This window comes from Bradyrhizobium sp. CCBAU 051011 (assembly GCF_009930815.1).
Lineage (GTDB): Bacteria > Pseudomonadota > Alphaproteobacteria > Rhizobiales > Xanthobacteraceae > Bradyrhizobium.
Genome location: NZ_CP022222.1, coordinates 2,113,514 through 2,134,509, shown reverse-complemented (window position 1 = coordinate 2,134,509; position 20,996 = coordinate 2,113,514). Strand labels below are relative to the sequence as shown.

Annotated in this window: 19 protein-coding genes; 11 read left to right on the top strand and 8 right to left on the bottom strand. The window is 63.1% G+C overall.

The window, feature by feature from the left end; translation table 11 throughout:
* Positions 1–5 precede the first annotated feature (5 nt).
* From ACH79_RS10110 to ACH79_RS10100, 3 genes are all read right to left on the bottom strand, one after another.
* Positions 6–1,262 carry an NAD(P)/FAD-dependent oxidoreductase gene (locus ACH79_RS10110; protein WP_161850896.1) on the bottom strand — a complete coding sequence of 419 codons (1,257 nt, stop codon included), beginning with the start codon at positions 1,260–1,262 and terminating at the stop codon, positions 6–8.
* 153 nt (positions 1,263–1,415) lie between these two features.
* Entirely contained in the window at positions 1,416–3,242 is a 1,827-nt protein-coding gene (gene typA / locus ACH79_RS10105) for a translational GTPase TypA (RefSeq protein ID WP_161850895.1), read from the bottom strand.
* Positions 3,243–3,489: 247 nt separating this feature from the next.
* A complete protein-coding gene (locus tag ACH79_RS10100) occupies positions 3,490–4,245 on the bottom strand; it encodes a Crp/Fnr family transcriptional regulator (RefSeq protein WP_161850894.1) in 756 nt (251 codons plus the stop codon).
* 199 nt (positions 4,246–4,444) lie between these two features.
* Between ACH79_RS10100 and ACH79_RS10095 the strand changes: the two genes are divergently transcribed.
* Positions 4,445–4,825, top strand: a complete 381-nt coding sequence (locus ACH79_RS10095) for a response regulator (RefSeq protein WP_161850893.1) — start codon at positions 4,445–4,447, stop codon at positions 4,823–4,825.
* Between the two features lie 13 nt (positions 4,826–4,838).
* Here ACH79_RS10095 and ACH79_RS10090 read toward each other — a convergent pair whose 3' ends face one another.
* Positions 4,839–6,398: an alkaline phosphatase gene (locus ACH79_RS10090; protein WP_161850892.1), complete on the bottom strand. Its 1,560-nt coding sequence runs from the start codon at positions 6,396–6,398 to the stop codon at positions 4,839–4,841.
* A 91-nt stretch (positions 6,399–6,489) separates the two neighbouring features.
* Positions 6,490–7,884 carry a TAXI family TRAP transporter solute-binding subunit gene (locus ACH79_RS10085; protein WP_246738658.1) on the bottom strand — a complete coding sequence of 465 codons (1,395 nt, stop codon included), beginning with the start codon at positions 7,882–7,884 and terminating at the stop codon, positions 6,490–6,492.
* Positions 7,885–8,117: 233 nt separating this feature from the next.
* Here ACH79_RS10085 and ACH79_RS10080 point away from each other — a divergent pair, with 233 nt between their 5' ends.
* Both ACH79_RS10080 and ACH79_RS10075 read left to right on the top strand, forming a co-directional pair.
* Entirely contained in the window at positions 8,118–8,423 is a 306-nt protein-coding gene (locus ACH79_RS10080) for a 4a-hydroxytetrahydrobiopterin dehydratase (RefSeq protein ID WP_161850890.1), read from the top strand.
* A gap of 107 nt (positions 8,424–8,530) precedes the next feature.
* Entirely contained in the window at positions 8,531–8,917 is a 387-nt protein-coding gene (locus ACH79_RS10075) for a YkvA family protein (RefSeq protein ID WP_161856299.1), read from the top strand.
* Positions 8,918–8,938: 21 nt separating this feature from the next.
* Here ACH79_RS10075 and ACH79_RS10070 read toward each other — a convergent pair whose 3' ends face one another.
* The 3 genes from ACH79_RS10070 to ACH79_RS10060 all read right to left on the bottom strand — a co-directional run bounded on the left by ACH79_RS10070 (position 8,939) and on the right by ACH79_RS10060 (position 12,557).
* The gene (locus ACH79_RS10070; protein WP_161850889.1) at positions 8,939–10,117 is read right to left on the bottom strand and encodes a TAXI family TRAP transporter solute-binding subunit; all 1,179 of its coding nucleotides are present in this window, start codon (positions 10,115–10,117) and stop codon (positions 8,939–8,941) included.
* Between the two features lie 46 nt (positions 10,118–10,163).
* Positions 10,164–11,258, bottom strand: a complete 1,095-nt coding sequence (locus ACH79_RS10065; protein ID WP_161850888.1) for a sel1 repeat family protein — start codon at positions 11,256–11,258, stop codon at positions 10,164–10,166.
* 324 nt (positions 11,259–11,582) lie between these two features.
* The gene (locus ACH79_RS10060; RefSeq protein WP_161850887.1) at positions 11,583–12,557 is read right to left on the bottom strand and encodes an NADPH:quinone oxidoreductase family protein; all 975 of its coding nucleotides are present in this window, start codon (positions 12,555–12,557) and stop codon (positions 11,583–11,585) included.
* 111 nt (positions 12,558–12,668) lie between these two features.
* Here ACH79_RS10060 and ACH79_RS10055 point away from each other — a divergent pair, with 111 nt between their 5' ends.
* From ACH79_RS10055 to ACH79_RS10020, 8 genes are all read left to right on the top strand, one after another.
* Positions 12,669–13,508 carry an SDR family oxidoreductase gene (locus tag ACH79_RS10055; protein WP_161850886.1) on the top strand — a complete coding sequence of 280 codons (840 nt, stop codon included), beginning with the start codon at positions 12,669–12,671 and terminating at the stop codon, positions 13,506–13,508.
* Between the two features lie 179 nt (positions 13,509–13,687).
* Entirely contained in the window at positions 13,688–14,332 is a 645-nt protein-coding gene (locus tag ACH79_RS10050; RefSeq protein ID WP_161850885.1) for an invasion associated locus B family protein, read from the top strand.
* A gap of 196 nt (positions 14,333–14,528) precedes the next feature.
* Positions 14,529–15,728 (top strand): 23S rRNA (adenine(2503)-C(2))-methyltransferase RlmN, encoded by a 1,200-nt coding sequence (gene rlmN / locus ACH79_RS10045; RefSeq protein WP_161850884.1) that lies wholly within the window; start codon positions 14,529–14,531, stop codon positions 15,726–15,728.
* 8 nt (positions 15,729–15,736) lie between these two features.
* On the top strand, positions 15,737–16,228 hold the full coding sequence (locus ACH79_RS10040) for a hypothetical protein (RefSeq protein WP_161850883.1): 492 nt from the start codon (positions 15,737–15,739) through the stop codon (positions 16,226–16,228).
* Positions 16,229–16,230: 2 nt separating this feature from the next.
* A complete protein-coding gene (locus ACH79_RS10035) occupies positions 16,231–16,722 on the top strand; it encodes a hypothetical protein (protein ID WP_161850882.1) in 492 nt (163 codons plus the stop codon).
* Positions 16,723–16,800: 78 nt separating this feature from the next.
* Positions 16,801–17,562 (top strand): phosphatase PAP2 family protein, encoded by a 762-nt coding sequence (locus ACH79_RS10030; protein WP_161850881.1) that lies wholly within the window; start codon positions 16,801–16,803, stop codon positions 17,560–17,562.
* A gap of 208 nt (positions 17,563–17,770) precedes the next feature.
* Positions 17,771–19,108, top strand: a complete 1,338-nt coding sequence (argG, locus tag ACH79_RS10025; RefSeq protein WP_161850880.1) for an argininosuccinate synthase — start codon at positions 17,771–17,773, stop codon at positions 19,106–19,108.
* Positions 19,109–19,235: 127 nt separating this feature from the next.
* Positions 19,236–20,993 carry an alkaline phosphatase gene (locus ACH79_RS10020; protein ID WP_202639212.1) on the top strand — a complete coding sequence of 586 codons (1,758 nt, stop codon included), beginning with the start codon at positions 19,236–19,238 and terminating at the stop codon, positions 20,991–20,993.
* The last annotated feature ends 3 nt before the right edge of the window (positions 20,994–20,996 follow it).

The following is a 20,996-nucleotide window of genomic DNA, read 5'->3' as shown; positions in this document are numbered from 1 at the left end:
AACAATCAACGCTTCGTCAACGACGCCAAAATTTCCCCCGCCGCCCTCTCTCCGCTGTCCCTTGCCCCATGCGCGGTCGTGAAAAACTCCGGCGAGGTTGCCTCCCCCGCAAAGAACAGCCGGCCATCGACCGGCGCCGCCAGCACCGCGCGGTCGCCGGCATGTCCCGGCAGCGCATGCGAGTACGAGCCACGGGCGAACGGATCATGCGCCCAGCGCGATTCGGCGAGCGGCTTTAGCTTGCGACGGAAACCGTTGCCGAGGAATGAGACGATCTCGTCGATGCTTGCTGCCGCAAGCGCGCCATCGCCGGCATCTTCCAGCGATTGCGCGTAACGGCCGCCGAAAAAGCCTTCGATGCAGGGCTGGCCGAACGGGCGGATGTGATAGGTGCCCATCGCAGTGCGCATGGTGGCGCCGCGCAGATTGCCCTCTATCGGCAGCGCCTCCGGCTCATCCAGCGCCAGCGTCACCTTGTCGGCGAGGCCGAGCGGCAGGCCGCGCGCGGCATCGACCTTGGCCGGCAAAGGCGGATGAAAGCGGATCGCCTCGTCGGCGATCAGATTGGTTGGAACGGTGACGATCACCTTGTCCGCAATCAGCGTGCCCTGCGAAGTCTCGATGCGGACACGCTTTCCCGAGTGATCGATCAGCGTCACCACGCAATTGAGCGCGAGCTGACATGTTGCGCCATAGGCAGCAACGAGAGCGCCGTAGCCGCGGCGGACACGCCAGTTGATATCGGTATCCTCATAGGCGTCCATGTCGAGAATGGAAACCTGATCGAGCTCGCAGCCGTTCACATAGGTCGAGATCGCGTCGATCATCGGATTCCAGCGATTGCCGGGCTCCAGATAAAGGCTGGCGACGGCGTCGCGGCCACTCTTCCCGGCTTCAGCAGCCGCTTGCTCGGCGCGATCATAGAACGCATTTAGCGCGCGGATAAAATCGTCGCGGTCTTCCTGCGGAAACGCCTTGCCATGGGCGCGCTCGCGCCAGGGCGGCAGTGACCTGTTGATCTCGAAGCCGAGCTGTTCGGCGATGTTGACGAAAGAGTTCACATCCGCCGAATGCAGCCAGCCGCAACCGACGTCGAAGGTGACGTCGGGCGAGGCCATGATGGTGTGGGCGCGGCCGCCGACCCGCTCGCGCGCTTCCAGCACGAGGACGGAAAGGCCGGAGTTCTTCAGCGTATTCGCGGCGCCGAGGCCGGCGGCGCCGGCGCCGATGATGGCGACATCGACTGAGGAGGGGAGGGACATTACGCCGTCTGCTTCATCATTGTGCCCGGGCTAAAGCGCGTAGCGCGTCTTCGCGCTGGATGTCCCGGGCATCCACGTTCTTGTGTAGCAGTATCGAAGACGTAGATGGCCGGGACAAGCCCGGCCATGACGGTTTGTTCGGCGGACAGCGCCTTACGCCACCGCTTCCTTGGCCTTTTCCGCGCGCTTGCGGTCGTTGGCGTCCAAGAACTTCTTGCGCAGGCGGATCGACTTCGGGGTCACCTCGACCAGCTCGTCGTCCTCGATATAGGCCAGCGCCTTTTCCAACGTCATCCGGATCGGCGGCGTCAGGCGCACCGCTTCGTCCTTCGAGGTGGTGCGGATGTTGGTGAGCTGCTTGCCCTTGAGCACGTTGATCTCGAGGTCGTTGTCGCGGGTGTGCTCGCCGACGATCATGCCCTTGTAGACCTTCCAGCCCGGCTCGATCATCATCGGGCCGCGGTCTTCCAGCTTGAACATCGCGTAAGCTACCGCCTCGCCCTGATCGTTGGAGATCAGGACGCCGTTGCGGCGGCCCTGGATGTCGCCCTTGTAGTTGGCGTAGCCGTGGAACAGGCGGTTCATGATCGCGGTGCCGCGGGTGTCGGTGAGCAATTCGCCCTGATAGCCGATCAGGCCGCGGGTCGGCGCGTAGAACACCAGCCGCAGGCGGTTGCCGCCGGAGGGGCGCATCTCGATCATCTCGGCCTTGCGCTCGCTCATCTTCTGCACGACGACGCCGGAATGCTCCTCGTCGACGTCGATCACGACTTCCTCGATCGGCTCCTGCCACTGGCCGGTGGCTTCTTCCTTCTGCAGCACGACGCGCGGCCGCGACACCGAGAGCTCAAAGCCTTCGCGGCGCATGGTCTCGATCAGGATTGCGAGCTGCAATTCGCCGCGGCCCGAGACTTCCATGGAATCCTTGTCGGCGGCTTCCACCACGCGCAGCGCGACATTGCCTTCGGCTTCGCGCAGCAGGCGGTCGCGGATCATGCGGGAGGTCACCTTATCGCCCTCGGTGCCGGCGAGCGGCGAGTTGTTGACGATGAACGACATCGACACGGTCGGCGGATCGATCGGCTGCGCCACCAGCGGGGTTTCGACCGTGGGATCGCAGAAGGTGTCGGCCACGGTGCCCTTGGTGAGGCCGGCGATGGCGACGATGTCGCCGGCTTCGGCTTCATCCAGCGGGTTACGCTCGATGCCGCGGAAGGCGAGTATCTTGGTGATACGTCCCTGCTCGATGGTCTTGCCGTCGGCGCCCAGCACCTTCACCTGCTGGTTCGGCTTGATCGCGCCCGAGGTGATGCGGCCGGTGATGATGCGGCCGAGATAGGGGTTGGCTTCGAGAATGGTGCCGATCATCCGGAACGGACCTTCTTCGACGCTCGGCGGCGCGACGTGGCGCACGATCAGGTCGAATAGCGGCTGCATGCCGGCGTCGTGGGAGCCGTCCGGGCTGTCGGCCATCCAGCCCTGCTTGGCAGACCCGTAGAGGATCGGGAAATCGAGCTGCTCCTCGCTGGCGTCGAGCGCGGCGAACAGGTCGAACACTTCGTTGATGACTTCGGTCGGGCGCGCGTCGGGGCGGTCGACCTTGTTGATGACGACGATCGGCTTCAGCCCGACCTTGAGCGCCTTGGAGACCACGAACTTGGTCTGCGGCAGCGGGCCTTCGGCGGCGTCCACCAGCACCAGCGCGCCATCGACCATGTTCAGGATGCGCTCGACCTCGCCGCCGAAATCGGCGTGGCCGGGGGTGTCGACGATGTTGATGCGGGTGTCCTTCCACTGCACGGAAGCCGCCTTGGCCAGAATGGTGATGCCGCGCTCGCGCTCCAGATCGTTGGAGTCCATCGCGCGCTCGGTCACCTTCTGGTTCTCGCGATAGGTGCCGGATTGCTGCAGCAGGCGGTCGACGAGGGTGGTCTTGCCGTGGTCGACGTGGGCGATGATGGCGACGTTACGAAGGTTCATGGCTCTTCTTCTGGTCGTGCAAATGGTGGAAGCGCGATCTCGCCGGAAAACCGGGACCCACTTTTCCGGATCGCGCTCGAAACCTGGGATGCGAACGGGGCCCTGGCCTCAAACCCGGGCCCAAAAAGGAAGCCCGGCCAAAAGGACCGGGCACACCTTACGCGTTGCGGCGCAATATATTCAGAAAACGCCAAAAAACAATGGTTTGTTTGGCATTTGGTTAGCCGATTTTGGCCGGGCACCGGCCCTAATTATCCTGCTTGGGGTCGGGGTAGACCCCCCGCAAAACCTCGTCAAAATGGCCTTTCACGGCCTCATTGCAGCGGCAGGACCGGTTCCGCAGCGCATCCGGGTTGCGGATGACGATCGAACCGCGCCGGGTCTCCAGCGTGCCTTCCGCCTTGAAGGTCTGGATCACCCGGCTGGTGTAGGAGCGGCCGACACCGAGCAAGGTCGCCAGTTGCTCGTGCGTCAGCGGCACGGCGTCCTCGCCATCGGTGCGTTCCATCGCCGAAATGATCCATTTCGCTGTGCGCTGCTCGATCGAATGAATCGCATTGCAGGCGGTGGACTGGAAGATTTGCGCCAGCATGCAATCCGCATAGCGCGCGAAGATGTTGCTCAGCGTGCGCGATTTCGTTTTTGCCGCATCGAGCTTTCCAACCGGAAGCCGCACGAACGGTCCGGCGAACTTGACCGTGATGCGGGTATAGGCCGGCAGATGGCCCTGGCTGACGATGCCGCCGACCGCGCCCTCGCGGCCGATCAGGATGGTTTCGACGTCGCGGCCATCCTCGCTGGCGACCATGTAGGAGACGAGGCTGGGGCCGCATGGGAAATGCACCGTCTCGACATTGTCGCCGGGACTGTAGAGCAGGTCGTTCGGATTGGCGTCGGCCGCGACGAGATGCGGTTCGATCAACGCAAAATCGGCGTCGTTCAAACGGCGCAGCAGGTTGTTGAACGGCCGCTCACCGGCCGTCCCGGTTCGTCGCGTAAGCATGAAAATTCCTCGTTCCCCTCCAAAGACAATAATCTGTTTGACGCCATCGATGTGTGCACAAGTGGACAGACGCTAGAACGGACATGTGGTGGTTTCAGTTCCGGAACCGGCGGGCGTGCTCCTGGGCGCCGGCCGGAACAATCGCTTCCGGGGCTTCGGCCCGGTCCTGTCAAAATTTCAAGGTTGAACTGGCGAGAACATGGACCGCGCCCCCCATGACGGCATGCCCGGCGACGTGCTGGTCGTCGAAGATGATCCGATCATCGCGCTCGATTTCGAAGACACGATTCTGGGGTTCGGCGTGAAGACGGTGCGGATCGCCGCGAACGTGGCCAAGGCGCTTGAACTGATCGCGCATCGGCCACCGGATTTTGCGCTGCTCGATGTCAGCCTGATCCGCGAGAAGAGCTTTGCGGTGGCCGAACGGCTCGAAGCGCTGAAAATTCCGTTTGCCTTCGTCACCGGCTATGGCGCCGACGCTGGGCTGCCGGAAGCATTCGCGACCAAGCCGCGGCTGCCCAAGCCCTGCTCGACGGATGCGCTGCAGACGATGCTGAGGTACCGCGGCGCGAAGTCTTGACGGATCGCGGCCGCTAGACCGGCTTGGGATCGAGCGTCGTCGACCACAGCACAACATCGGCGCGGTCGCGCAGCGTCACCGTCATCTGGCCGCTGCGGCCGTCGATCCTGACATGGCCGAAGAACTGCATGCCGGCGGACGGCGGCAGGTTTTGATTGCCGGGTCCCGGTGCCTTGATGAACTTCACTTCGGGGCCGAAGGTATTGTCGAGGTCGTTCGGGCCGAACGTGCCGGCGTGCAGGGGGCCGGCGACGAATTCCCAGAACGGGTCGAACTCTTGAAACTGCGCCTTGTCGGGATTGTAGTAGTGCGCGGCGGCGTAGTGCACGTCCGCGGTCAGCCACACGGTGTTGGCCACGCCCGACGTCCTGATGAACCGCAGGAGGTCGGCAATCTCCAGCTCACGGCCGCGCGGCGGGCCGTCGCCCTGGGCTACGGCCTCCGAGCCTTTCTTGTTGGCCGCATCGTCATAGACGATGATGCTGAGCGGCATGTCGGATGCGATCACCTTCCAGGTGGCGCGCGAATTCAACAGTCCCCGTTTCAGCCAGGCGAGCTGCTCGGGCCCGAGGAAATAGCTTTCGGGACCGTAATCGGTCTCCTGGTTCGGACCATTCGGACCGCGATAGCTGCGCTCATCCAGCATGAAGACGTCGAGATGCGGTCCGTAATTGAGCGTCCGGTAGACCCGTCCCGGCTCCGTGATGCTTTCGCGGATCGGATACATTTCGTGGAAGGCGCGCGCCGCGCGGGCGGCGAGCAGCGCGATGTTGCGCTCCTTGTAGCTGGCAGGCAGTTCCTTGGAGGACGACCAGTTGTTGACGACTTCATGGTCGTCCCACTGCACGAACACGGGCACCTCGGCGTTGAACGCGCGCAGATGCTCATCCATGAAATTGTACCTGTGCGCGGCGCGGAATTCGTCCAGCGTTTCTGCGACTTTCGACTTCTCGGGCGTCGTCACGTTCTTCCAGATCTTGCCGTCGGCAAGCGTCACCTCGCTCTTGAGCGGTCCGTCGGCATAGATGGTGTCGCCGGAGTGCAGCAGGAAATCCGGGCGGTGCTTGCGCATGGTGGCGAAGGTGAACATGCCGCCGTCATCCGGGTTGATGCCCCAGCCCTGCCCGGCGACGTCGCCGCCCCAGACGAAACTGACGTCGCGGCGATCGGCCGGCGCGGTGCGGAAGCGCCCGACTACCGGCTCGCTTTCGACGCCGATATGCGCGAGATCGCGAAACCGGACACGATAGAAAACCTCCTGCCCGGCAGGCAGATTCTCCAGCAGCATCTTTGCGGCGAAGTCGCTTTCGGGCAGTGCTGCGATCGGCGGCAGCGTCCGCTCATTGGTAAAGGAATCCGAGGTGGCGACCTCGACCAGCATTTGCGAGGGACGGTCGGCGCGCGCCCATACTACGCCGCCGTCGCTGCCGACATCGCCGGACTGCACACCGGAGGTTACGACCGGCCGGTCGGCGGCGCGGCTGAGATAGGGCGTTGCCAGTGCAACAGCGCCGACGCCCGTCGTGGCGAGGAAGCGTCGACGGGAAATTCTGCTTGAAATCCTGAACGTCATACAAGCCCCCGCTATTCCGCGGCCAGAATGCGCGGAAAGTGGCGACCGGGCTAGACGGAATTGATGACGGTTCGATTACCGGATTGGCAGATCAGGCGCTGCTGGCCGCGCGGAATTGCGCGCTCGCCCGCTGCAGGTTTTGCGGCATGCTCATCAACAGCGTCTTGCGGTCGGCCACCGCGTTGTGGAACTGCTCGATCGCGATGTTGAACGCGGTCAAGGTACCTTCCTCGTTCGTGCCGTGCTCATAGCATTGCAGCGTATCGCGCAGAATGGCGTCCGCTTCCGCCTGCATCTGGTCGAGCTCCTCCATCGAATCGCATTGGCGGGCGGCGGTGAGCATGTCGAGCAGCCGGTCGCGCTGCGGCGTGTTGACGTTGCGCTCGTCCTTCTTGAGATATCCGGCGAACCAGGCGCCGGCCGAGCCCATCGCCGATAGCGCCATCAGGCTCCACCAGATGTAGTCGCTGTAGCGGTCGAGGAAGGTTTTTTCCTCGCCGTCGACAAAGGCGGCGGCGCCGGGATGCACGGGGATCGTGGCGTCCTTGTCGGTGTCGGGCGTCTCGATCTTGGCGGCGAGCGGGAATTCGTTCTTCAGGTTCTGGCGGATCGCAAACAACTGCCGCGTAAAGATCGCGATGGTCGATTCCGAAATGCCTCGGCGCGCCACGATGTGATGCGCAAAACTGATGGTCTTGACCTCTTCCTCGGGCCGGCCCGGCGCGCTGCCAAAAGCTCCGGCCGGGATGTCGGCGGCCTCGTAGGCGGGAAAGTTCTGCGCAATCGCCTCGGCGGAATCGATCGCGAGGAATTTCGGCGTACCGCCGTCGCGCACCGATGCGGCGATCGCGTCCGCCGTGATCTTGCTGTTGACCGGGCCGGCGGCGAGATAGGCATCGGCCTTCTGGTTACGAATGGCCTCCGCTGCCTCGTTGGCGGGGAACTGGACGATCTCGACGTTGGCCGGATCCACGCCGTATTGCCGCAGGATCACCTTGAGCAGATTGACATTGGCCTGGGTGCGGCCGACGACGGCGATGCGGCGTCCGGCGAGCTGGCCGATTTTCGTGATGCCAGCTGCAGCCTTCTTGCCCTTGCTCTTGCCGGCCGACGCGACCCACAGCACCACGACGTTCTTGCGCAGCGTCGCCACCGCCTGCGCGTTCTTCGGTATTTCGAGATCGCCCCTGATGATGGCGAGATCGGCTTTGCCCTCTCCGAGCAGGTTGGCGCTGGCAAGCGCGCCGTCGGTCTGTACCGGGCGCAACCGGACCAGCGTGTTGCGCTGGTTGTTGAAGGCCTGCGCCAGGTTCTGAACCACCTTGAGGTCGTCGCTGGCGGCAGGACCGACGGCGATCCGCAGCGTCACCGGCCGCATGGCAAAGTAGTAGCCGGCCGCCAGCGCGCCGACGATGGCCAGTACGCCGGCCAGCGTGACGAATGTCAGCCGTCGTTTCGCGGAGCGGGGCGAGGGCGGGGCCGGCATTGCCTCGGAATGGGGGCTGTCGGTCATCAATCCCTGGTAATCGTTCGAGGTACAATTTTATGCCGTCGGCACGGTTACTCCGACATCCTAGCAAACTTCCGCGCCTAACCATTGTTACATCTGCGTCATGGTTATCGGCCGTCCCCAAGCCGGCATTGGTCCATTTCGGGGCAGGGGATCCCCGATGTGGCCTTCGGTGTTAGGGTGGAGGCTGTCTGAAACGGGAGGCGATCATGGCGGAACGACTATCGGCGGAGGCGCGCAAATCAGCCCTGGCGGAACTCTCCGGCTGGTCCGAGACATCAGGACGCGAGGCGATCCAGCGGACCTTCACCTTCAGGGACTTCAACGAAGCTTTCGGATTCATGTCCCGCGCGGCCCTGGTGGCCGAGAAGAACGACCATCATCCGGAATGGAAGAACGTCTACAAGACGGTGGAAGTCGTGCTCGCGACCCATGACGCCGGTGGCGTGACCCGGCGCGACATCGATCTGGCGAAGGCCATGAACGCGATCGCGCGGCAATTGGGCGTCACCTGAGCTGGACGGCCCGCGATCTTGCGGGGCGGCGCGGACATCCCCAATTCTTCGTTATGTTCGGTAGCGGCGGCGATCTGCCGCGCCGGACCCTTGAGGGGAGCGCCGCGATGGCATCGTCCGATCACAGCATGGGTTTCGAACCCGCCGACCGGCTGGCGCGGGATCAGGAGAGCGTGCGCCGGCGCTTCTGGATCAAGTTCAAGCAGGTGGTGGCGCAGCTTCCCTTCGCCGAAGACCTGCTCGCGGCCTATTACTGTGCGTTCGATAAAGAGACGCCGCGTCATGTGCAGGCGGCGCTGCTCGGCGCCGTCGCCTATTTCATCGTGCCGTTCGATTTCATGCCGGACGTGCTGCCATTACTGGGCTTTACCGACGATGCCGCCATTCTCGCCACCGCCATCCGCATGGTCGCGAGCCACATCACACAGGAGCACCGCGATGCCGCCCGCGCGGCGCTCAAGCGCGGGATCGACACCGCCGATGTGACGGAATAGGCGGCAGTTGGCTAGCCGTAGCTAGCGCTGTGCCGGTGAGGGGGCCTGCGCTCGCGCGCTTCGCTCGGCTTCCCAGGCCTGGAACTGCCTGAACAGGGCTTCCTTGTCCGCGTCCGACTTTACGCCTGCTGCGGTGGTCGGGCTCTGTTTCAGGAATTCATCGAACCTGGCGCGCGACACGGCCTCGATATTGCGGGTCTTGAGCCATTGCTCGGCAACCGGAAGGCGCTGCCAATCCGGCAACGGCGCCGCCAGCGACACTTCCTTCCACTTCGGATGGAATGGCGGGTTCTGGAACGTCGGGAACTTGGTGAAGAAGGCGTCCACGAACTGGGCCAGCTTGCGGTAACGCTCGGTGTTGGGCGCCCAATTGTAGGCCGCGAGCACCGCAGGCACGGCAATGGTATCGACCTTCGCCCCTTCCGCGATCAGGTTGGGATAATCTTTCGAAGTCAGCACCGCGGGCAGATAGTCGGTTTGCAGCGGCCGCGTATAGTCGACCGGTACGAGGTGGAAGCGGTTGTCGTTGAAGTTGCTGACGGACTTGTACGGCTTGCCGCCGACGGCAATTACCGCGTCGATCTCGCCCGCCCGCATTTTCTCCATCGCGATGCGCTGCTCGAGGTAGAGGAAGTTCGGCTTGATGCCGAGCCGCTCGAACACGACCGCTGCGGTCACGAAGGTGCCGCCGTTGGGAAGATCGACGCTGACCTTCTTGCCGTTGAGCTGGCTGATGCTCGTTATCGACTTCGACGCGAGGACGTACATCTCTTCATTGTAGAGCTTGGTCACATAGGTGAACTGCTTCTTGATGTCCTTCGCAAAGCCCTTCTTCTCGAGATAGTCGAGCGTGTCGGCGCGCACGATGCCGAGGTCGACACCCTGCAGGAACAGAATGTCGGCCACGCTCTGCACAGAACCGCGCCCGACGATGGGGAGTACGCGCAACTTGTTTCCATCGTCGAGCACGGAAGCGAGATCGGCGCCGAATTGCACATAGGTGCCGCCGATCGTTCCCGAGATCAGTGTAACTGTATTGGCGTTCAGGGCCTGCTTGGTGGCCACCGAACCGAACTGGAAAATGGCCTTCAGACTTTCGCTTACCTTGGCCGGGTCGTACTCCGTGTCAGCGGCCTTGGCCGCCGTATTGCTGCATGCCACCGTCATGGCAAGCAATGCCATTCCCAGTAAGTGTCGCATGGGTTCCTCTATGCGCTGGTCGTGAGTAATTCTCTTGAGTAATTGCCTACTGCAACTGGCCGAGCCGCCGCTTCGCATCTGCCGACCCGAGCTGGGCGGCCTTCTGGTACCAGAGCCGGGCCGCTGCCGGATCGGGCGTGACGCTCCGCAAATCCTGGCTGCCCAGCACTTGCGGATCATACGTTCCGGCCAGCATCAATGCCGCCTCGGGCTCCTGCGCGTCCGCCGCGCGCTCAAGCAATAGTCGGGCGGAAGTAATATCGCCGATCGCAAGCAGGCCCTTCGCCCGCTTCAGTAGCGCCGCGAGTTCGTCTGGATCGATGCGTCGTGCCGGAGGAGGCGCCGCTTGCGTGACGGGTGCCGGCTCACGAACCGCCGGCGCGGCCGCAGCAGCCGGCGCCACCGGATTAATCGCAGCAACCACTTCGCGGGAGGCTTCGCGCGCCACCGGCTCGGGCACCGCGACCTTGCCCTTGAGCGCGCTCTGATAGGCGGCGGCAATTTCGTCGCGCGTCGGCGAGGCCGATGCCATCGCGTTGGCAGGCGTGCGGCGAGCGGCTGCCATCTCCGCGCCGGCTGGTTCTGCGGCCAGCGGCGGCGCGGCAACACGCTGCGGCTGCGGTGCCGGCTCCGGTACCGCTGCGGCGAGCTGGGCGGGAGGCGGCGCACTGCCGCCACCGCCGCCACCGAGCGAGGCGTTGAAGATAACGGCACGCGTCGAGTCGATGGAGAACAGCGCCAGAACCGCCGCGATCGCCGACACCACTGCGACGCCGGTCACGATGCGCCCGGCGCGGGCCTTCTTCAGCCCGCCGCTGCCGAACCTTCCGCTGCCGAACGAATATTCGGAAAGCTGCTGATGCGACTCCTCCTCGTAGTTGGAGAGGAAAAGCGGCACCGCCTCGTGTGGCGGCAGATCTTCCGGCAGTACATCTGTCCGATCAAACGCCGGCGCAAAAGGCTGCGCATATTGCGGCTGGTCGTATTGAGACTGTTCGTATTGAGGCTCGTCGTATCGAGGTTCGTAGCGGAGCTGTTCGTATCGAGGTTGATCGGCCTCATACAGCCTAGGATCGCTGATGGCTTCGTCAAACCTGTCGAACGGATCTCTCGCCTGAACAGGCCTGGTATTCTCCGCCATGGTGATGCTCCCCACTACCGAACGCAACTTACGGGCGTCCCCTGCACTTGCTTCTTGCTCTTGTTGACGTACAGGAGCCCCCTCATCCGGCGGCTAAACTCGCACACGGATTGGGTTCAAAAAACGACAATCGCCGGGGGGGATTAGGAAATTTTTTGGTATGATTAAGGCGGACAAGCGGCATAACGCGGTTCAAAAACACGCATTGTTACCGACGAATTATATCAGTGATATAAAAGCGTGGAACAAAAACGGCCCGAGCAAGTCACGGGCCGTTTTCACTTTTTCCAGCTGGCGGCAATTCAATAGAGGCCCGGTTCCCTCTCACGGATGCAGGATCACCTTGCCCATCGCCTTGCGGCCGGCCAGCACCTTGAGCGCTTCGGCGGTCTGCGCCAGCGGGAAGGTGCGGTCGACATGCGAGGAGATCTTGCCTTCCGCTGTCCACTTCACCAGCTTTTCCAGGTTGGCGCGGTTCTTTTCCGGATTGACCCTGGTCCACGCGCCCCAGAACACGCCGCGGATGTCGCAACCTTTGAGTAGCGCGAGGTTGAGCGGCATCTTCGGAATGTCGCCCGCGGCAAAGCCGATCACCAGGAAGCGGCCCTCCCAGGCGATCGAGCGCAAGGCGGCTTCGGCATAAGTGCCGCCGACCGGATCGAAGATGATGTCGACGCCCTTGCCTCCCGTGAGGCGGCGCAAGCCCTCCTTCAGGTCTTCCTTGCTGTAGTTCAGGGTCAGCTCGGCGCCATGCGCCTTGGCAAATTCGAGCTTCTCGTCCGACGACGCGCAGGCGATCACCTTCAATCCCATCAGCTTGCCGAGTTCGCAAGCCGCAAGCCCGGTGCCGCCGGCAGCGCCCAGCACGGCCAGCGTCTCACCGGGCTTCGGGCTGGCACGATCTTCCAGCGCATGCAGCGCGGTGCCGTAGATGATGATGATCCCGGCGGCGCGATCGAAATCCAGATTGTCGGGAATCTTCACGATCGAGCTTGCCGGAAGTGCAATCTTTTCGCGTGCGCCGTTATGGCCGCACGAGGCCACCACGCGGTCGCCGACCTTCAGATCGGTGACGCCGGCGCCGACGCTTTCGATCACCCCGGCAACTTCGGCGGCCGGCGAAAACGGGAACGGCGGCTTGATCTGGTACTTGCCCTGGATCATCAGGATGTCGAAGAAATTCAGCGCAGCCGCCTTGATCGCGATCACGGCTTGTCCCGGCTCGGCCACCGGGTCCGGCACGTCGGCCAGCACGAGATCGTCGGGTTGGCAATATTGCGAGCAGAGAATGGCTTTCATGGACGCACCTGATTGTCGGACCGGAAGGCTTGCAGCTTCATGCCGGATTTGAAGCCGGGCTACAATCCGATTCGGATGCATGGCTCACGGCGGATGAAGAGGATTCAAACGATGTTTGAAAAGGGCTTGCTGGCGGGGAAGCGGATATTGGTCACCGGCGGCGGCTCCGGCCTCGGGGCTGCGATGGGGCGCCGCTTCGTCGAGCTCGGCGCGGAACTGATCATTTGCGGCCGCCGGCTCGAATTGCTGGAGGCGACGGCAACGCAGATGCGCGATGAGCTCGGCGGCAGGATTACGGTTGCACAATGCGATATCCGCGACGGCGCCGCGGTCGATGCGATGATGGACCAGATCTGGCGCGCGGCGCCGATCGACGTTCTGGTCAACAATGCTGCCGCGACCTTCATTGCCCAGACCGAACATTTGTCGTTCCGCGCGGCGGACGCGATCCTTGCGCCGACACTGCACGGCGCGATGTATTGCACGCTCGCCGCGGGCAAGCGGTGGATCGACGGCAAACGCAAAGGCGTGGTGCTGAGCATTCTCTCGACCTCGACCATCACCGGCCGCGCCTTCACGGTGCCGTCGGCGATGGCGAAATCCGCCGTGCTCGCGATGACCAGGAGCCTTGCGGTGGAGTGGGGGCCAAAGGGGGTACGCACGGTTGCGATCGCGCCCGGCGCGTTTCCGACGCCGGGCGCCTCGGGTCAGCTTCGTCCCGAGGGCCGCGATGAAAACTGGGCGCAACGCAATCCGCTCGGCCGGGCCGGCGAGCATGGCGAACTTGCAAACCTGGCGAGCTTTTTGATTTCGGATCAGGCCGGCTACATCAATGGTGAGATGGTAGTGCAGGACGGCGGCTCGCATCTGCGCAGTTCCGGCGCCGAGGATCTGCTGCAGTGGACCGATGCGCAGTGGCAAAAACAGCGCGAGCGTGGCCCCAGGAGTTAAGTCAGGCGCTGAAACCGAAGCCCGTGCTCTGATTCGCTGAAGGCGACCTGAGACGAAGGGTCGCCACAGCGGTGACAACAATGTAACCGCCTTCCCAAAAAAGCATTTCCCGGCTATCCATCCCCGGCGGCGCGACGCGCCCTCGGGCCATCATCCAGTCACAATGATAAGGGAACCAGTTGTCCGTGTTGCGAATACTGACATTTCTGGTTGCGATTGCGGTGTTGGGCGGGGCGACATCCCTCGCACAGGCACAGGGCACTGCTTCGAAGGGCGCCAAGGATTCGGCTAAGGATGCGGCGAAGCCCGCGCCTGCACCGGCGGCCAAACAACCTGCAAAGCAGGAACCGGCCGCAGCCGCTGCCGCAGGCGGCGCGGAGCCGACCCTGATCGGCCAGTACGGCACCTGGGGCGCCTACACGGCGACTCCGAACGGCAGGAAGGTTTGCTTCGCGCTGGCGAAACCGTCGTCGTCCAAAACCAATCCGCCGAATCGTCCGCGCGATCCCGCCTACGCCTTCGTCTCGACGCGGCCCGCCGAAAAGGTCGTCAACGAAGTTTCGATCATGATGGGCTATGCGCTGAAGCCGGGTTCGGAATCGTCACTCGAGGTCGGCGGCGCTGCCTACGCGATGTACACCCAGGGCGACGGGCTCTGGATCAAGAACGCCGCGGAGGAAGAGCAGATGGTCAGCGCCATGCGCAAGTCCGCCGAAGTCACGGTCAAGGGCGTCTCTGCCAAGGGCACCGAGACCACCGACACCTTCTCGCTGAAGGGGCTGTCCCAGGCGCTCGACCGGCTGGCGCAGGATTGCAAGCGCTAGACCGCTTTTTTTGCCTAAATTTGCGTTGTTTGCGGGCCCTGGAAGGCCTATTTGGGTGCGTAGGGTGGGCAAAGGCGCGCAGCGCCGTGCCCACCATTGATATTTGTGGTGGGCACGCTTCCGCCTTCGCTCGGTGAGCTACGGCGGAAAGGTCGCTTTGCCCGCCTCATTCACTTCAACCGTCTCGTGTGAATAAATGTCGCTTTCATCTTCCGTGGCGCCGCTGGAGAAGGTTCCGCTCGAAACCTATGTGCCGCCAGCGAAACCCTCGCTGATCGGCCTGTCGCGCGCCGAGATCGCCGATCGGCTCGGCGCGATCGGCGTCGCCCCCGCCCAGCGCAAGATGCGCACCCAGCAGCTCTGGCACTGGATGTATTTTCGCGGCGCCAAATCCTTTGCCGAGATGACCAGCGTCTCCAAGGATATGCGCGCGCAACTCGAGCAGCATTTTACCGTCGATCGTCCCGAAGTCGTGGCCGAGCAGATTTCCAATGATGGCACCCGCAAATGGCTGTTGCGCCTGCCGAGCGGCGATGCGTTGCAGAAAGCGCATGAAGTCGAGTGCGTCTACATTCCCGAAACCGATCGCGGCACGCTCTGCGTCTCCTCGCAGGTCGGCTGCACGTTGAACTGCTCGTTCTGCCACACCGGCACACAGCGGCTGGTGCGCAATCTCACCGCGGGCGAAATCGTCGGCCAGATCATGGTGGCGCGCGATCGTCTCAATGACTGGGCCGATCGCGAGACGCCGACCGGCAGCCGCCTTGTCACCAACATCGTCATGATGGGCATGGGCGAGCCGCTCTACAATTTCGACGCGGTGCGCGATGCGCTCCTGATCACGGCCGACAATGAAGGCATCGGCATTTCCCGTCGCCGCATCACGCTGTCGACCTCGGGCGTGGTGCCGAACATCATCCGGACCGGCGAGGAGATCGGCGTCATGCTGGCGATCTCGCTGCATGCCGTGCGCGACGAGCTGCGCAACGAGCTGGTGCCACTGAACCGCAAATATCCGATTGCCGAACTGCTGCAGGCCTGCCGCGACTATCCGGGCTCGTCGAACGCGCGCCGCATCACCTTCGAATACGTGATGCTCAAGGGCGTCAACGATTCCCTCGACGACGCCAAGCTGCTCGTCAAGCTGCTCAAGGGCATCCCGGCCAAGATCAATCTGATCCCGTTCAATCCGTGGCCGGGTACGCGTTACGAGTGCTCGGACTGGGAGCAGATCGAAAAGTTCTCCGAATACATCTTCAACGCCGGCTATTCCTCGCCGGTGCGCACCCCGCGCGGTCGCGACATCCTCGCCGCCTGCGGCCAGTTGAAATCGGAGACCGAAAAACTGTCCGCGCGCGAGCGCCAGGCGCTGCGCGCCATGGCGATGACGGATTGATGCGTCGCATGACAGCGTTCAGAAGGATGCTCGTAATTCTTGCCGCGCTCATTGCAGGCAACTTTGTTGCAGCAAATATTTTACTTGCCGGTATGGTTCTGACTGACGTCGAAAATTTGTACTACTACTCAAGGTGGGACTATTGGGGCGGCCCAATCGTTGGCTACCTCCTCTTAACTTTGTTTGCGACGGTCACGTTCTTTGTGTTCAGCCTTGTTCCTGCATTGATCGTCTTGATCTTTACAGAAAGTCTAAGAATTCGAAGTCGATGGTTCTACATGATGATGGCGGGCCTGGGATCGGCTTCGCTGGACGTCGCATGCACCCGTGTCGACAAGTTGATTAGCGCACGTTCGATCTGCAATGCGCCGAGCATAAGCGAACTGGCGGTCGTAATGATGGCAGGCCTCGCGGCGGGATTCGTCTTCTGGTGGATCGCCGGCCGTCGTTCGGGCGAGTGGAGGGCCCGAGCAGCGACAGTTCAGTTGACGCCGGTGTAGCCATGGCGCTGATCGGCCGCCTCTTCGTCATCCTGTTCGGCTTCCTCGCCGCCTGCTTCGTGGCCGGTATGATCGTGGTCGGCGCGGTGTTGTATCCGGAATTCAGCGATCTCGGCGGTGTACCGATCGACCAGGGTGCGATCAACGTCGTGCTCGGCTTCGGCTTCATTTTTCTGTCCGGCTTTGCGCTGCTGCCGGCGTTGGTCATCGTCCTGATTACCGAAGCTTTCTATATCCGCAGCCTGCTCGCTTACGCCGTCGGCGGCGCCATCGTCGGTGCGGCCTGCTATCTTGGCCTTACGCCATTCGATCCGGAATCGCTGAGCTTCGACGGCATCGTGCACCGCCACCTCGAAATCATGACCGGGGCGGGTATCGTTGCCGGCCTGGTTTACTGGATGATCGCGGGGCGATCCGCCGGCGCCTGGCGCGAGCCGCCGCCTACCTTGCGGCCCCCGCCGCCGCTGCCGTCGCAGTCACGGCCATTCTCCTGATGTTTCTCCCCCTCTTCCACAGGCGGGAAGCGCGCTTGTGCCTTTTCATCCCCAATCGCCTCGGCTAAACCCCGCGCCATGAACCGTACCGGACTTGTTATCGCGTTGGGCCTGTCGCTCGTCATCGGACTGCTGTTTGGAATCTTTCCCGAACTCGATCTGCAGTTGGCGGCGTTGTTTTACGATGCCGGGAGCACCTCGTTTCCGCTGAAGCAGAACGGGCTCGCCGCGTTCGCGCGCGACGGCGCGATGTGGATCGCCTGGGCGCTGGCGTTGCCGGCGCTGATTGCCATCGTCGCCAAGATAATGCGACCGGATCGACCGATGCTGGTTCCGGGACGCGCGGCGGTGTTCCTGCTGTCCACGATCCTGCTGTCCGCGGTCGTGCTGACCAACCTCACCTTCAAGAGTTATTGGGGAAGGCCGCGGCCGGTGGTGGTGACCGAGTTCAACGGGCCCTGGAAATTCGTGCCATGGTGGGATCCGCGCGGCGAGTGCGGGAAAAACTGCTCGTTCTTCTCCGGCGAGGGCGCTACCGCCTTCTGGGCCTATGCACCGGCGGCGCTGACGCCGCCGCAGTGGCGGCCGTTGGCGTATGTGGCGGCGACCCTGTTCGGGGTCGCGACCTCCCTGCTGCGGATGGCGTTCGGCGGGCATTTCTTTACTGATGTCGCCGCCGCGGGCCTCGTCAGCTTTTTCGTGATCTGGCTGGCCTATGCCTTTATTTACCGCTGGCCATCGACGAGGCTGACGGACGCGCAGATCGAGGCCGCCTTGGCGCGCTGGGGCTGGCCCGGCTATCGCTTGTGGCAGCGCTGGCGCGGGCGCGAGGCGGGGTAATCTCCAGCCGCGAGCGCCATTAAAGGCGTGCCCGTCAGCGCGAAATTTGATAATCGCCCCTCAAAGCCGCTAGAGCTTAGCGGTTCTGATTGGATCAGAACGGAAGCTCTAGATTCTTGTTTTGACGCGTTTTCTTCACGCGAACCGGTATCCACTTCGCTTGAAAACGCTATAACGACATCCGCCATTTCGACCGATTGGAAGCTTCATGAGTACGATCCTGAAAAGCCTGCCCAAGGGGGAAAAAGTCGGCATCGCTTTCTCCGGCGGTCTCGATACCAGCGCGGCGCTGCTCTGGATGAAGCAAAAAGGCGCGCGCGTCTTTGCCTATACTGCGAATCTCGGCCAGCCCGACGAGGCCGACTATGACGAGATTCCGCGCAAAGCGCTGGAGTTCGGCGGCGAGAAGGCTCGCCTCGTCGATTGCCGCACGCAACTGGTCCATGAAGGGATTGCGGCCATCCAGGCCGGCGCCTTCCACGTCTCGACCGGCGGCATCACTTACTTCAACACCACGCCGCTCGGCCGCGCCGTCACCGGCACGATGCTGGTCTCGGCCATGAAGGAGGACGGCGTCAACATCTGGGGTGACGGCTCCACCTTCAAGGGCAACGATATCGAGCGGTTTTATCGCTACGGCCTGCTGACCAATCCGAATTTGCGGATCTACAAGCCCTGGCTCGACCAGCAATTCATCGACGAATTGGGCGGCCGCGCGGAAATGTCTGATTTCATGACCGCCAATGGATTCGCCTACAAGATGAGCGCCGAAAAGGCGTACTCGACCGACAGCAATCTGCTCGGCGCCACCCATGAGGCAAAGGACCTCGAGAACCTCGACAGCGGCATCAAGATCGTCAATCCGATCATGGGCGTGCCGTTCTGGCGCGACGACTGCGCCGTCAAGGCCGAACAGGTCACCGTGCGTTTTGAGGAGGGCCAGCCCGTCGCGCTGAACGGCCAGACATTCACCGATCCCGTCGCGCTGTTCCTCGAAGCCAACGCCATCGGCGGCCGGCATGGCCTTGGCATGAGCGACCAGATCGAGAACCGGATCATCGAGGCGAAGAGCCGCGGCATCTACGAAGCGCCCGGCATGGCGCTGCTGCACATCGCCTACGAGCGCCTGGTCACCGGCATCCACAACGAAGACACGATCGAGCAATACCGGATCAGCGGCATGCGGCTCGGCCGCTTGCTCTACCAGGGCCGGTGGTTCGATTCGCAGGCCCTGATGCTGCGCGAAACCGCCCAGCGCTGGGTGGCGCGCGCCGTCACCGGCGAGGTGACGCTCGAACTGCGCCGCGGCAACGACTACTCGATCCTGAACACCGAGAGCCCGAATCTGACCTACCAGCCGGAGCGGCTGAGCATGGAGAAGGTCGAGGATGCCGCGTTCACGCCGGCCGACCGCATCGGCCAGCTCACCATGCGCAACCTCGACATCGCCGATACCAGGGCCAAGCTGAAGGTCTATGGCGACACCGGTTTGCTGTCGCCTGCGGAAGGCTCCGAGATCTTCAAGCTCGAGAGCGACAAGGGGTGAGCCGCGCGGGAGTCTCGGCTCCCTGTGTTACCGAGATGTCATTTTGCGCGGCTAGGCTCGCCGCGCAGCGCGTACGGCGTTGAATTCGGCCGTCCGCGGCACCACCAACGATCGCGGGGCGTCAATCATGATCAAGCCAATCGCCGCAGCCGCCATTGCCGCGCTGTTGTCGGCATCGCCGGCATCGGCTCAAACGATCTATCCGATCGACCGCGCCGAAATCCTCGCCGGCGCCCGTTTCGATCTCAAGGTCGAGTTTCCCGATCGCGTCGACCCGGCGAAACTGAAAGTGACGGTCAATGGGACGGACTATCCGGCCGTGTTCGGCCAGGGCGGAACCTTTGTCGAGCGCGAAGACGGCAAGGACCAGTCGTCGTTGATCCTGCGCGATGTCGCATTGTCCAAGCCCGGCAGCGTGACGGTCGAGGTCAGCGACGGTACCCGCACCCGCAGCGTCGTGTGGACGGTCTACGATACCGGGCCGCGCAAGGCGAAGAACGTGATTCTGTTCATCGGCGACGGAATGTCGCCCTCGCATCGCATTGCGGCGCGGTTGCTTTCCAAGGGCATCGCTGAAGGAAAGAGCCTCGGCAAGCTCGAGATCGACGACATGCCGCATATGGCGCTGGTGGCGACGGCCGGTTCCGATTCGATCATCACCGATTCCGCTAACTCGGCCAGCGCCTATGCCACCGGTCACAAGAGCGCCGTCAACGCGATGGGCGTCTATGCGGATCGGACCAAGGACCCGCTCGACGATCCCAAGGTCGAAACCATTGCAAGCCTCGTCAAGCGCCGGCTCAACATGGCCGTCGGCATCGTCAGCAACACCGAGATCCAGGATGCAACCCCCGCGGCGATGGTGGCGCATACCCGTCGCCGCGCCGAGTACGATCAGATCGTCGAGCAATATTTCGCGGCCAGGCCCGACGTGTTGCTCGGTGGCGGCAGCGCCAATTTCCTGCCAAAGGCTGCGTCCGGAAAGCGCAAGGATGATGTCGATTACATCGCCCGCTTCAAAGAGGCTGGGTATCCCTACGCGACCACCGCGGGCGAGCTGAACGCGCTCGCGGCAAAGCCCGAGACGCGCCAGTTGCTCGGCCTGTTCGCCGCCGGGAATATGGACGGCGCGCTTGACCGCAAGTTCCTCAAGGGTGGCGGCGTCAAGAAATTCCCCGAGCAGCCCGACCTGACCGAACAGGTTCAAGCTGCCTTGAACGTGCTGTCGAGGAACGAGGCCGGCTTCTTCCTGATGGTGGAGTCCGGAATGATCGACAAATACGCGCATCTGCTCGACATGGAGCGCGCGGTCTATGACACCATCATGCTCGATAACGCCGTGCGCCTCACCCGCGATTGGGCGAGCAAGCGCAGCGACGACACCCTGATCCTGGTTGTGGCTGACCACAACCATCCCAACAGCCTTGTCGGCACCATCAATGACGACATGACTTCGACACCAAACATGCCGTTCCGCGAACGCGTCGGCGTCTACGACAAGGCCGGCTTCCCCAACTATCCGCCGCCCGATGCGGAAGGCTATCCCTCGCGCGTCGACGTCAGCCGGCGGCTTGCCATCTTCTCAGCCAGCCTTCCCGATCACTACGAGACCTTCCGTCCCAAGCTCGACGGTCCGAACGAGCCGACCGTGAAGGGCGACGATCCAGCAACCTTCAAGGCCAATGAAAAATACAAGGATGTTCCCGGAGCGGTGCTGCGGCCGGGCAACCTGCCGGCGCTGGTTGGCGCAAGCGTGCATTCCGGCGAAGACGTCATCCTGACCGCGACCGGGCCCGGCAGCGAGCGGGTGCGGGGCTCGATGGACAATACCGAAGTCTTTCGCGTGATGGCGGAGGCGCTCGGCCTTGCAACGGCGGGCCAGTAGCTT